General features: G+C 53.8%; 9 protein-coding genes and 1 pseudogene. 1 reads left to right on the top strand and 9 read right to left on the bottom strand.

From position 1 onward, the window contains the following. Positions 1-330: 330 nt before the first annotated feature. The 8 genes and pseudogenes from PY650_RS34585 to gmd form a co-directional block, all read right to left on the bottom strand. Positions 331-1605: a methyltransferase domain-containing protein gene (locus tag PY650_RS34585; RefSeq protein ID WP_285884535.1), complete on the bottom strand. Its 1275-nt coding sequence runs from the start codon at positions 1603-1605 to the stop codon at positions 331-333. 98 nt (positions 1606-1703) lie between these two features. Continuing rightward, complete coding sequence (locus PY650_RS34580; RefSeq protein WP_285884534.1) at positions 1704-2402, bottom strand: FkbM family methyltransferase; 699 nt, start codon at positions 2400-2402, stop codon at positions 1704-1706. 276 nt (positions 2403-2678) lie between these two features. Beyond that, positions 2679-2857 (bottom strand): annotated as a pseudogene (locus PY650_RS34575) (IS3 family transposase); the annotation flags it as partial. A gap of 103 nt (positions 2858-2960) precedes the next feature. Next, the gene (locus tag PY650_RS34570) at positions 2961-4091 is read right to left on the bottom strand and encodes a glycosyltransferase family 4 protein (RefSeq protein ID WP_285884533.1); all 1131 of its coding nucleotides are present in this window, start codon (positions 4089-4091) and stop codon (positions 2961-2963) included. Positions 4092-4133: 42 nt separating this feature from the next. Then, positions 4134-7052 carry a glycosyltransferase family 4 protein gene (locus PY650_RS34565; RefSeq protein WP_285884532.1) on the bottom strand — a complete coding sequence of 973 codons (2919 nt, stop codon included), beginning with the start codon at positions 7050-7052 and terminating at the stop codon, positions 4134-4136. Between the two features lie 6 nt (positions 7053-7058). Continuing rightward, positions 7059-7577, bottom strand: a complete 519-nt coding sequence (locus PY650_RS34560; RefSeq protein WP_285884531.1) for a hypothetical protein — start codon at positions 7575-7577, stop codon at positions 7059-7061. Positions 7578-7626: 49 nt separating this feature from the next. After that, positions 7627-8595 carry a GDP-mannose 4,6-dehydratase gene (locus PY650_RS34555; RefSeq protein WP_285884530.1) on the bottom strand — a complete coding sequence of 323 codons (969 nt, stop codon included), beginning with the start codon at positions 8593-8595 and terminating at the stop codon, positions 7627-7629. Positions 8596-8624: 29 nt separating this feature from the next. Continuing rightward, positions 8625-9599, bottom strand: a complete 975-nt coding sequence (gmd, locus tag PY650_RS34550; RefSeq protein WP_285884529.1) for a GDP-mannose 4,6-dehydratase — start codon at positions 9597-9599, stop codon at positions 8625-8627. Between the two features lie 1559 nt (positions 9600-11158). Here gmd and PY650_RS34545 point away from each other — a divergent pair. Further along, positions 11159-12433, top strand: a complete 1275-nt coding sequence (locus PY650_RS34545) for a class I SAM-dependent methyltransferase (RefSeq protein ID WP_285884528.1) — start codon at positions 11159-11161, stop codon at positions 12431-12433. 470 nt (positions 12434-12903) lie between these two features. Here the strand turns inward: PY650_RS34545 and PY650_RS34540 are convergent. Continuing rightward, on the bottom strand, positions 12904-13211 hold a 308-nt coding region (locus tag PY650_RS34540), incomplete at its 5' end, for a transposase domain-containing protein (RefSeq protein ID WP_285884527.1).

Genomic DNA, 13211 nt, shown 5'->3' with positions numbered 1-13211 from the left:
GGGAGTGGGTCGAGGCAAAGACACAGTTCGCCGTCATCTTCGGCGAACGGTTCTTCAACTGATGAAACCGGCCCACCGCACAGAATTCCTGACACTCCCCAAGTTAAGAATTGCGAGCCGAGATGGGGATAATGAAAGACCACAAGCCGTTTCAACACCGCTTCCGTCTGCGACGCCAAGCACCTACTGGAGGAGCGGACGACGAGGAACACGGTCCGAGATAACCAGACGTGCAAGCAATTCTGCTGCAGTGCTTCGAGGGAGAATGTTCGGCCTCGGTGTCGATGCCACGCCACGGCTGCCGCCAGCCACGGCGAAGACCCAGATCCGTCAAGCGATATGCTCTTCCAATTCTATCTTCCTCAGCACCGCAAACGCCGCCCCTCCAGTACTCGCGCAACGGAACTCTAGACCAAACGTAGTATCGGGAAGCTCAATCTCGAGCGAAATACGCGAGTCACCAGTATGCACCTCCTGGAACGCGATGGGCTCCGCAAGGCCAAGCGCCACCACATCGCAGATCGCGATCGGCAACTCGGTGCTCGCCGGCGACTGGATCTGCCAAGTGACTCGGTAACGGCCTGCCCGCAGCGGCATGTAGGGCCCGTGCATCACAATACCAACTTCTCCGGCACAAGCTTCAATCCATTCCCCTTCGGACGATTGCCGTAGTTCGCGACCGGCCGGAACCACCAGACGCTGAACTCGTTCAGGCCAGTGACTGCGGAACAAATCGGCCATCATAGAATGCGTGGCCGCAGCATCAGGTGTGCGATCGCTCCGCACTCCTTCGACCCACCAGATGAACGAGTCATCTGGTCTGTCGCGTGCGATGATCAAGCGCTCGATGATGGACCAGCCGGGTGTAGGTTGGTTTGGATCGAACGGCAGCACCTCACCGGTCCGAGAGTCCCGACACAGCCATATGCCGTAGGCCGCAGTGATTTCAAAACCAGCCAAGCGCATCAATGCCGTCACTTCCTCAATCGTGAGTTCTATGGTGTGCTCCGGGTGGCTCCAATTCAGTGGTGCCGTCAGCAGCCGGTTGGGGCTGTCAACCACCAGGTGACCACCGGACCTAAGTACCCGCGCGGCTTCCAGTATGAAACCTGAAACCTCTTCAGGCCAGAGATGCTCCAGATTCTGCCCTGAGAACACCAAGTCGCAACTGGCACTCTTTACCGCTGACATGTCGGACGCGGTATTTGTGATCCAGGTGACGTTGTCCGCGAGGCCCTCAGGCTTCGGCATGTAATATTCGATGCCCAAGTGCTCCGCCACGCGGCCATACGTCTCCTCAACCCAATCAAAATACCATTTGCCAGCGCACCCTGCGCTCAGCAATCGCTGTGCGCCCGAGGGCATGCCACGTAGCAAAGCGCCTCGTGAATTGTGAAGTAGGTAGTTCACATCGAGAGAAGGTGTTGATGTCGTCGTGGCGGACGCCGTCCCGTCAGCCGGTAATGACAAAGTGGGTGATGCATGAATCGCGGCGCCAAATTGACGAACCGTCAACTCAAGGTCTGACACCCGTTGCGCTAAACCATTCGTGCCCATGACAGATCGGATCGCGTGGGTAACAGGTTTTAGCGCAGAGCGAAGCATGGAGTTATCATCCTACCGAAAGTTCACGCGCGGCCTCTGAACCACTTAGGCGAGCTCGCTACTGATTATTTCGCATGGCTGATGAGAAGGGAATGCCATTAGACCGTTGTTCTATGCAATCGCAGTCTGCGTTTCAACGCACCCCAGGCATTAGCTGGTTTATCACGAACATAAATATCATTTGGCGGAAGCTTGGACCACAGGCTATATCCCTGCTCCTTCATGTATTCGACGTACTCACTACTATCAAAAAGGTTCTCCAAGATCACCACCTTGGGACGATAACGACTCAGGCTAAACCCCCGCATGACATCAAGTTCCCATCCTTCGACGTCGACCGCGACAATATCGACATGACTAAGCCTTGGATGATGGTTTCTTAGTATCGTATCAAGTTTTCTAACCTTGACTTTTATAGTATTTACACTGGTCGAGACATGCGTCGTTTGAATAAGTTCCGCGTATTTTCCTTTAATGCCAAGACTGGAAAAGCTTTCAAAAGAGACAGGACCATCGTAGTAAGGGGCCCCGTGTGAATCGACCACGAAAAACTCTACGTCATCGTCATCGACGTTGCCTGCGGCGTATTGCAGAACTTCGTTGCCGACAGCACGATGTGCTTCGCAAAATTCCGGATTAGGCTCCACAGCGATTACTTTCCATCCCATTGCTCTGAAACTGGCGCTCACGGATAAGTAGTCGGGTCTGGCAGCGCCTACTTCAACAATCGTTCCGTTCCATTCGTTGGGGAAAAATTTATCTCTGACGACAAGGTCGATATCACTTTCGGCAGCCATTCACTGTTCCTATCAATTGGCGCGACTTAAATTAATCATGCATTTTGTCGTATATAGCACAGCATCCAAAAGAAGAAAGGACAATCACTGATTGAGAGGCTGAGCCTGCCTTGAACGCCGCGCTCCGAATGGTGTAGGAGGCCGGCGCCATGGACCAGGCGCCGATCATGATGGGCCCGTCCCAGGGCATCAAGAACGAACCCCGCGCACGCTATCCGGCTCACCCACCAGCCGACGATGCGACGAACGAAGGCGCCAATGACCGAAGCCACACAAGCGATTCTCTCGCTCGAGAGCCTTCATCTTCTCGGCGATGTCGTTTCCGGGCGGGGACCCACTGTCGACTTCGGTCTTCTTCATGCATTGAGCGTCCGCGCGGTGCAAGCGATCTTGCCAGCGATCGAGGACACCGCCGCCCATCGCGAGAAATACTCGCCTTCGTGATCCAAAACCATGCGCACCGCTCAGGCGCGGACTTCAGGTGAAAATTTGTTCGTTGTCTTGCTCATATCGGCTCTAATCTCTCACGAGTTGAAGCTTCCGGCAACTCCGTGCGGTTTAATATTGCCGTAGTCGGGCTTCTCGCTCGACGATAGCCTTATTGAATACTGCCTCGAGCTGGAGCGCACTCGCTTGCCAACTGAAACGAGTTGCATTGGGTCGGGAGTTTTCAACTAGATTAGCGTATAGGGGATCGTCAGTCGCAAGTCTCTGCAGGCCGTCCCGTATCGATTGAACGTTGCTGGGATCGACTAAGATACCCGCATTGCCAGCGACCTCTGGCATCGACGACGTGTTTGAGGTCAGCACGGGAACTCCCCATGAGTTGGCCTCGATTAAAGGAAATCCAAAACCCTCATAGAGGGATGGCATTGCAAGAAACCTCGCGTGGCCATAGAGTTGCGCCAGATCGGCGTCGGACACATAACCCGTGAGTCGAACATGCGCTTCAATTCCAAGTCCTGCAACGAGCAGTTTTAGATCACCCAGCCGCCAGCCTTGGCCACCAGAAAGCACAATAAGAAATCTATCTTTTGTGGATTCAGGAAGTGAAGCGTAAGCTTGTAGCAGCCTGTGGAGGTTTTTGCGGGGCTCAAGCGTCCCAACGAAAAGAATGTACGGGCGATCAATACCAAACCGCGAGAGGTCCGTCGGCTCTTTCTCGCTGCCAATCGCGGTTAATCCGGGATAGATGACGTTCAGTCTTTTGTCACATCCGGGAAACTGATCTCTCAATACGTCTGCCGTCGCGGCGGAAACGGCAACAATCTCGTCTGCAACGGTGACTCCCGGTCTCATCAGCCAGCGATCGGCCATCCAGGTCTGCCATTGCATGGTTTTGGCCATGTCCCGCCAAACGAGATCGTGAATTGTAATCACGCGCGCAATCCGGCGGTGGAGAACGAAAGGCAGACGATGTGCCGGCCCCCAAAAAACGTCAATCTCATCTTTCGCGGCAAGGCGGGGGAGTTCGGTCTGTGCCCAGACCATGCGCCGAATTCCTCCGGGAAAGTGCGACACGCGCAGTTTTCCCGTTGGTAGCACCTTCAGATTGGGGTGCGGAGCTTCGGGCAAGTAAAAATGCAAGTCGTGACCGAGGAGTGCAAGATGACGGCTCATTTCAAGGACATACCGCCCGATCCCGGTCATGCTGGTTACGAAATTGCGTGCGTCAATGCCGATTTTCATCCGCCTAATACCGCCCATGCCCTGTTGTGGATAATGATCAGGTCACAGTACCACTCGCAATGGATCGCTCCACCAGTGTGCGGCCTCCTGAACAAGACCTATTTCGGCAAAAGCGCCGCCCATCATTTTGAGGTCCCGGGGAATCTCGACGCAAACATACAGGCTGTCACCTGGCGCAAGTACAAAAGGAATCGAAGTTCGGGAACTGTTGGCGGAGATCGCCTTTCTGTCTTTTGCGAAAACGCGATACCTCGCCGTCACGGCAAACGAGCCATTGTCAGCGCCGGCGCTCGTCCAGAGCTTTGTGGACAGGTTGGTGATACGGACCGTATATTTCAGCAGGCGGCGGTCGCCGCTGGCAATAGGTCCCTCTATCAGCTCGAGTTTGTGCTGGGTGTCGCCCGGGCGCAGTACCTCTTGCATTTTGGTGTTGCCGATATCGCTTATCGGCACATAAGTTCTGTCCGACGCAGGTCGATATGTCCGATACCAGGTATCGCTGAGTACAATCTGCTGCAATTCGTCGGCACTCTCCTTCCAGCTCAACCATTTGTCGTCTGCTTCCGCGGTGGGCGGATCACGGTGTGATGTCAAGAACTCTCGGATAGTCTCTGCGAGAGCTACCGGTGAACCCACTGTGAAGAAACGGCAATTCTGGCCGCGTGCGGCAACCTCGCGAAAAACGGGGATATCGCTGGCGATAACCGACTTTCCGAAGTGACCGGCCTCAACGATGGGAAGGCCGAAACCTTCGGCGTAGGAGGCTGCAATTAGGGCGTCGCTATTAGCATAAGCTTTTAGCAGTTTCTCATCGGAAATGCCATTAAGCCAGAATAAACGCTTTCCGTACTCGGGATGACTTTCAACGCGGTGAAGGAGATGTTCCACTCCCCACCCGGGTTTTCCGACAATCGTCAGCTTAACATCCAGTTCTTCGCTCCACAGCATATCGAAAGCGTCCAAGGCAAGCGCATGCCCCTTGCGCGGCTCGAGCGTCCCGACCATGAGAAAGCTCGGGCGTTCATCTTGCCGAACGGGACCAATCTCAGTGGCGCCGCCTTTTTCGGCGAAATCTGCTCCCAGATGCCAATAGCCTATCTTCATTTCTCTCGGAAACTGGATTGCTTCGAGGAAGGCAGTGAGCTCGTCAGCGACGGCCTTCGAGATGCAGACGAATGCCGTCGAATAGGATAAGGCCGCCTGGAACCAGGCGGAAAAAATCGCCGGCATGGTCGGGTTGCAAAATGCCGGAAACCGCAGCGGGATAGTATCATAGAGGCACGAGATTACACGGGCTCCTCGCAAGCGGGCGGAGCGCAATGTCATATAATGGTGTCTGTAAAACTCCCAGGAGCTATCGAGCATCAAAATTAGGTCATCGGAGGAGAAATGCAGCCGATTATCTTCTCTGAAGGCGAACAGGTTGGCTGACTTCTCCAGAGTACTGGGAATGCTGAACCAGCCGTCGGACGAACTGCTATATGCAATTACCTTTTCGATCCCGCCGCTTTTGCCTTCGTCCTGAACCCCAAGATTGGCGCAGATATTTTTGACCACGCGTTGGATACCAGTTTTGTGGTCGATACGATACGTGGCCGTCGCATCGACGATGAGCCGTGTGCCGGTGGAGGTCACTTTTTCAGAGCGCGCCAGCGTTTCGGCGATTGCGTCGGTCGGAATGGCTGTTTCTTCGAGGTTTCGGAGCACAGTCTTTTGGATTGCGGACACGGAGGCTTCGGCGCTGACAGGTCCCACGGTGACTGCAGCTGCAGCTTCCTTCAAAGCCTCGACCGCAATGGCTGCAGATTTCGCCCAGCTGAATTCCTGTGCACGGCAACGCTGCCTTTCGGCGACCGCCTTTGTCGCTTCGGGATGGGTGAGGGTATGCTCCATCGCCCGAGCGATGTCATTCACATCGGCGGGATCGAACAGGAGTCCTTCGTCGCCGATGACCTCCGGTAAAGCACCCGTGTTCGAGGCGATGATGGGCGCGCCACAGGTCATTGCTTCGAGGGCAGTAAGACCGAAACCTTCAAGCAAGGAGGGCTGAATTGCCAGATCTGTCGCTTTATAAAGTGAAACGAGTTGGCTGTCGGTAACATGGCCGAGAACCACAAGATCTTGTTCTGGAAGACCAAGCCTCTTCCAACGGTCCTCCTCGTCCTTCAGGAGCGCTCGCGGATGATCCCCAGCTAGGACGAAACTATAGCGATCTCGTACATCCAAAGGGAGCTGCGCGAAGGCTTGGATGGCGGACTTCACATTCTTCCGCCAGTCCAGTGCGCCGACATAAAGGATGAAAGGCTTCTCGATCGAATTCCGCATCTTGGCGTCGGGATGGTCGATCGCGTCGATGAAATCCTTCGAGACGCCGGCGAGTATGTTAATGGAGCGGTGGTTCTTTGAGATTTCAACGCATTCGTTGCGGGAATATTCCGAGATGCAAAGGTTCAAGTCATATCGCGAATAGAGCGCGAGGCGTCGATGGTAATATGCTCGCATCGCAGAAGACGGGAGATATTGCTGCGGATAGCGATAGGGGATCGCATCGTAGAAGATGGAAGCAATTGGCATTCCCGAGATGTCGTTCGGAACAAGTGGGACGGCCTTTTCTCCGACACCTTCGAAAGGGCTTGTCGAGAGTGCTATATCAGGCTTCAAACAGGCGACATGATAGGCAAGTGCCACCTCACTTAACCGCCGTTTTTCCGTATAGCCGCTGATTGCTTCGCCCCCTTCTGCAACGCCATGCCACATATGGATGTTGGCGGGCTTGATCCATTTCTGCAGATGATCGCGCGCTGCCAGGGCTTCCAACGGCATGGCAGCATTGAGCGAAACAAGAAGTTCAACGTCGAGATGGTTATCTGCAATTGCAAGTATCAGCTCCTGTACGTACCGCCCGATCCCTCGCAATCTGCTTGCCGTCTGGAAACACTGACCATCAATCCATAGCCGCATAGGCTGTTATCTCTCGCTTTTTGTTGGAATATCTTCGAGCAGTTGTTTCCACCGGCCCGAAGTGCCCTTGGGCGCGTCGATATACCATTCTGCTTCGCGACCGACATCCAAACCGTGCAGCGTTACGCCATATCCACGCGATCTCGCAAATGCTTCCAGTTTGCCCCTAATTTTTGGAAAGCGATAAAGCAGCCGGAGGCATCTGTCTTTCCATTGGGGATGGCGGGAAAGCCAGCGAATGATCTGGTCAAGGAGGATCCTTACACTTTGCCGGGGCAGTCGGAGCAATCTAGCTTTCAGAGCATTGAGTTCGCGCAGAGGGCGCGTCAGCCGCCATGAAAGGCTCTGGTGGGCATTATGCAACTGTGCCCCGATGACAGCCTCCGGGTTGCGCGATGCGGGAAGTTCTTCTGCTAATGCGCGGAGCCGTCGATCCCCAACGCGGGATCGTGCAAAGCGTCCCCGCGACTCTCCCTCGACGGAGGCGATGATGAAATGTCGGTAATTCCAGATGCATTTCAGCAAATCTCTATCTCCGGCCCTTAGGCAATGTGGTGCACCGCGCATTCCGGCATTATCGAGACTTCACGCGCAGATGCCACTCTGCCAAGACGTCATTGAGTGTGTCGCGCAACTCGATTTGGGGCTTCCATCCGAAAGCCTCGAGGGCAGCCTCGTTCCGACCCGATGCAATCGGAACTTCGGAACTCCTCAAGCGTTCGGGGTCGATTTCAATATCGACCTGCAATTTTGACAGCTCTATGAGGAGATCGAGTATCTCGCGGATTTGCGTCGGTCGCCCTGACGACAGATTGAATGCTTTGCCAACGATGTTTGGCCTGAGACTGCCGAGCGCGGCGTCGGCATACACCCGCACAACATCGCGCACATCAAGAAAATCTCGAAATCCCGAAAGATTTCCAACGCTAAGAGTGGGTGCGCGAAGGCCTGCTGTAATCTCAGCGATCTGCTTAGCAAATGCGGGTACGACATAGGCCTCGGTTTGGCCCGGACCGGTATGATTGAAGGGGCGAAAACGTATTGTCTTCAGTCCGTCGTGGGCGAGCTGACCGAGCAGCATGTCTGCAGCGGCTTTTGTCGCACCATAAACGCTCATAGGTTTGAGCGCAGTATCCTCGTCGATGGGTGCACCGGCCTTTTCGATGAAAGAGGCACCATATGACTCCGAACTACCTGCAAAAATGAAACGCGCATTCGGTGCGAGTTCCATTGTCGCGTAGGCGAGATTCATCGTTCCGCGAAAGTTTACGTCCCATGCACGATCGGGAGCCCTGCGAGCATCGGCGGGGGCGGCGATTGCTGCAAGATGAATGACCGCCGAGGGGCGAGTGGCTCCGATAAGCGCCACCGCTTGGCTCTTATCGGAGATATCGGCAGTGAAAGCCGAAGCCTCGCCGTGACCTACGGTCAATACCGTCAGATCGATGTTGCGCTGAAGGCGGCGAGCCTCAAGCTCGCGCACCAACCAAGCACCGACGAAGCCGCTGGCGCCAGTTATGAGAATGCGATGTTCGCGAGGCATGGACAGGCCCTAGGAGTTGGTACCAAGTATCACTTCTTGAGCCGCTTCAAATCGGCTTCAACCATTTCGACGATCATGTCTTCGAGCGTGATCTTGGGCTCCCAGCCGAATTTCTGCCTAGCCTTGGTCGCGTCACCGAGGAGGATGTCTACTTCCGCGGGACGGAAGAGCGCGGGGTCGATGATGAGATGTTTATCCATATCGAGGCCAGCATGTTTGAAGGCAATCGCGCACATATCGCGCACTGTTGTCGTGCGTCCCGTCGCAATAACGTAATCGTCGGGCACATCCTGTTGCAACATCAGCCACATGGCGCGGACATAGTCTTTCGAATGCCCCCAATCCCGCTTCGCGTCAATGTTTCCGAGACGGAGCTCTGTTGCGCGGCCGAGCTTTATGCGAGCGACGCAATCGGTGACCTTTCTGGTCACGAACTCAATGCCACGCAGAGGAGATTCATGATTGAACAAAATACCGCTCGAGGCATGTACGCCAAAACTTTCGCGATAGTTGACCGTCAGCCAATGGGCATAAAGTTTCGCGACTGCATAGGGCGAGCGCGGGTAGAATGGAGTCGTCTCCGACTGCATCGGCTCCTGAATAAGACCATACATCTCGGAAGAGGATGCCTGATAGAAGCGGGCGCCGGGACTCTCCAAACGAACGGCTTCGAGCACATTCGTCACACCAAGACCCGTAACTTGACCCGTCAAAATAGGCTGCTGCCAGGAGGATTTCACAAATGACTGTGCGGCAAGATTATAGACTTCGTCAGGCTTGACGTCCCGCATCGTTCGAATGAGGCCGGAAAGGTCCAGCAAATTCCCATCGACAATTTGAACCTCGCGCTCGATACCCAGCCATTGCAATCGGCTAAGATTGACGTCGGAAGAGCTTGATCGCCGGGCAAGGCCGTGAACTTCATAGCCGTTCTGCAGTAGTAGTTCCGCAAGATAGGCGCCATCTTGACCTGTTACGCCTGTTATCAACGCTCTCTTCGCCACTTTCTGTCTCCGTTCTTGCCACGGCTACTGCCTGCACTGAGTCAAACAAGCACAATGTTGCACGGCGTCGCTGCGGTCGGCTGCTAATTTTCAAGCGCCATTTAGCTCGTTTGAATTCTGATGACAACGACCGGCATTAATTTCTTTAATAGCACTCATCCTGAGATGTGAAGAAATGCGCGACCAAGGAGAGATGCGTGAGCATCACGAGAAGTTGGGGCGGGCGAGCTACCCAACCCGACGACTTGACTACCTCGGCTCACGTCGTCAGTCCACCCGGTCATCATCGCTGGCGATAAGGTTTCGCTACGTATTTACGCCGCCAAGATCCCGGCAGATTGTTGTCGAGCGATTTGCGGATCCATTTTCGACCCGATCCCCTATCTGCCGCAAGGCAGGGATCGGCCGCTGCTGTACTCTAGCATATAAAGCATGCCGGCAGGCCACCGCCGGAGAAGAAGAAGCTGAAGCTGCTCGACGACGCGCACGCGCCGTTGGGGAAGGTTGTTGCGGTCTGATACTGCTTCGCATCCGATCCATGCAGGACATTGGTTTGCCGGAATCTAGGCCGGCATTTGCGAAAACGGGCGCGAACAATTCTTCCCGACAACCCGTGAGTTCGGAGTTGGTGCTCTTAGCGTGGCTCCCCGGTCCTGGGTCGCAAATGTTGCGATATCTCATCATTGAATTTTGGCGGCCAGCAGAGCCTGGGCTGGAAGACTCCGACTTAGCCGGACACAGGCTGGACCGGATTGTCGAGTCGGCACATCGTCCACTCTCTTAAAGCTATCGGAAAATAAACGGTGGTAATGGGCTACTCCACACCGTTCTGCGAGATGCCGGCAAGTGAAGTTCCTTCGAGCTATTCACTCGCCCCCGACTCCCCAGCAATATAACGCGCATCCATGACGTTGCAGGAAGGGAGCGGTGCCGACTGGCTCTTCACATTGGATGCTCCCACACCTTCTCCTAAGCAATCCGCAACGCAACCTTCGTCATTTTCCGGCTGAAATTAAAGAGTCCTTGCTCTGGACTTCTGTCGGTGTGTTGTCTATGCAATTACGAGTTTCACGCCGAGAGGGTCTCTGTTAGGTCCGATTGATCCTCTGAAAAGTCGAGATCATGGCATCCATTGTACCTATCTCCGAGCAGTTTGCATTCAAACGCGTTCTCGTCGACGGTCTAGGTTATTCACTAGGTGCCTTCGACATCTCCGAAACGGTTCGCGACGAGGCGATTCGCTGTTATAGGATCCACAGCGAAAATATTAGCGTTGCGTGTTCCTTGTTAGAAGACACTTTTCGCCGATCGCCGCATTTTCTTCGCCTGTTGGCCAAGGGTATCTCCTCGCCATTCTCGGGGGCGCACAAATCCAAAAAACCAAAAGGTTCGATGGAAATAATCCGGCGGCGATCGCTATCGAGGAAACATAACATCACCTGGTACGCCTTGTCGAAGACAATAGAGCCAAACGAGATTTATGTACGATCGGATATCGCCAAATCAAACAACCAAGTGTAGTTGGATGGCTTTGAAAGCCGATTAAGCCGATAAAGCACATGTCTACACGTCAAGAAAGGAAGCCAATTTTGGTGCAAGCACGTTACAACGCAATAAGCAAATGCAGAGTTGGCGGCAAAGAGGATCTCGTTTCAGTTCTGAATCTGGGCGTCCAAGCGCTAACAGGTGTGTTTCCAGGATCGCCGGACGAACAAGTTACGACGGGGCCTCTAGAGCTCGTTTGGTCACCTTCGAGTGGTTTGTTGCAGCTGAAGCATTCGTATGATCCGACAGAAATGTACGGAGACAACTATGGATACAGGTCGGGCCTCAACCAATCAATGGTCGATCACTTAACGAGCAAGGTTCGTTATCTCGAAAGAATGGTGGGACCTAAGAGTGGGGATGTTATTCTCGATATCGGCAGCAACGACTGCACAACATTGAAAGCCTACGCCACGCCGGGATTGGGCAGAATCGGCATCGATCCCACGGGAACGAAATTCTCTAGCTATTATCCTGTCGACATTAAGCTTGTTCCCGACTTTTTCTCTGCGGATGCATTTAGGTCGGTGAGCAACAAGTCTGCAAAAATAGTGACTTCGATTGCCATGTTCTACGATCTAGAGGATCCGATTGAATTTGCGCGTCAAGTTGCAGAGATTCTTGCGCCCGATGGTATTTGGCATTTTGAGCAGAGTTACATGCCATCAATGCTTCGGACAAATTCTTATGACACGATATGTCATGAACACATCGAATATTATTCCCTCGGGGTAATGAAGAAGATCCTCGAAGCTGCCGGGCTCAAGCTGGTAGACGTTATTATGAATAATATCAACGGCGGAAGTTTTGCAGTAACTGCAACTCACAATAGCAACAAAAGTCTGAAAATCAATTCGCCTGTTATCGATTGGCTTTTAGCTCAGGAAGATTCAATGGGACTTGGAACGCCTAAGCCGTTTCGAGATTTCGAAGAGCGTGTATTCAGGCACAAAACAGATTTGTCAAATTTGCTTAAACGCCTCGTCGCTGACGGCAAAAAAGTACTAGGATACGGGGCGTCTACCAAAGGAAATGTCCTCCTTCAGTTTTGTGGTCTGTCGACGGCCGAAATACCTGCGATTGCCGAAGTAAATGTGGACAAATTCGGCCGCTTTACACCTGGCACACATATTCCGATAATCTCAGAAGCCGAAGCCCGAGCTATGCGACCGGATTATTTTTTGGTGCTCCCGTGGCATTTTAAGGATGGGATTATCCGTCGTGAAAGAGAATACTTGGCAGACGGCGGCAAGTTCATATTCCCCTTCCCAGAGATCGAAATAATATAATTTGGTTGTCGGGACGTCGGTCACGAGGAACGGCGTCCCTCAGCACTAAATGGGGTGGCCCTATGGCGGGGCCCAAACGACGGTATAAGAACACACGCGGTGATCGTGGAGTGCCCCATTTGACCGGACTGAGTCTGCCCATTCAATCATTCAATTGTGAGCCCAACGAACAGCCCACCTTTTCTTTCGTGATCTGAGCCGCGAGATAGGCTCGTTGATCGATAGGAGCGTGACGGATGGTTGGAGACCGCGCTAATGCCATGCTTGAAACCATGGATGAAGCGTAAGCGCATAGGCGACCCCACATAGTATCGAGACGCGAAATCACTCATTTTCAGCATGAATCATGCTGGGGATCCTATGAGTGAAGATATGAATCATGGTCGTACGTTCGAAATTCTGACGGCAGAGCCGGTGCGAACGCGGCGGAAACCGTAAGCGGTGACGTGAGGCCGTTACTTCGTAAGCGGTTAGCCGACAACGTCCGGCTTGAAGTTCCACGGCATGAGAGCTTCGATATCTTGGGCGGGCCATCGGTTCGCCATGCGAACTAACGTCTGAGTAAGCCAGGCAAGTGGGTCGACGTCGTTCATCTTTGCTGTTTGCAACAGGGTTGCGATCGTTGCCCATGTATTGCCGCCGCCTTCGCTTCCGGCGAATAGACTGTTCTTTCTCGTAATTGCAGTCGGGCGGACATTCTGCCCATATCGAGCAAGAGCTCGTAGTCCATTATCGCTGGCACGCGCTTTACGGGCGTCGTGTGCGGCGGTTTTATGAT

Source organism: Martinezella calliandrae (assembly GCF_030272695.1).
GTDB lineage: Bacteria > Pseudomonadota > Alphaproteobacteria > Rhizobiales > Rhizobiaceae > Rhizobium > Rhizobium calliandrae.
This window is presented reverse-complemented; position numbering and strand designations above follow the sequence as displayed.

Coding starts and splice junctions, on each gene's coding strand:
- PY650_RS34585 (WP_285884535.1), bottom strand. CDS start 1,605: ATGCTTCGCTCTGCGCTAAAACCTGTTACCCACGCGATCCGATCTGTC.
- PY650_RS34580 (WP_285884534.1), bottom strand. CDS start 2,402: ATGGCTGCCGAAAGTGATATCGACCTTGTCGTCAGAGATAAATTTTTC.
- PY650_RS34570 (WP_285884533.1), bottom strand. CDS start 4,091: ATGAAAATCGGCATTGACGCACGCAATTTCGTAACCAGCATGACCGGG.
- PY650_RS34565 (WP_285884532.1), bottom strand. CDS start 7,052: ATGCGGCTATGGATTGATGGTCAGTGTTTCCAGACGGCAAGCAGATTG.
- PY650_RS34555 (WP_285884530.1), bottom strand. CDS start 8,595: ATGCCTCGCGAACATCGCATTCTCATAACTGGCGCCAGCGGCTTCGTC.
- PY650_RS34545 (WP_285884528.1), top strand. CDS start 11,159: ATGTCTACACGTCAAGAAAGGAAGCCAATTTTGGTGCAAGCACGTTAC.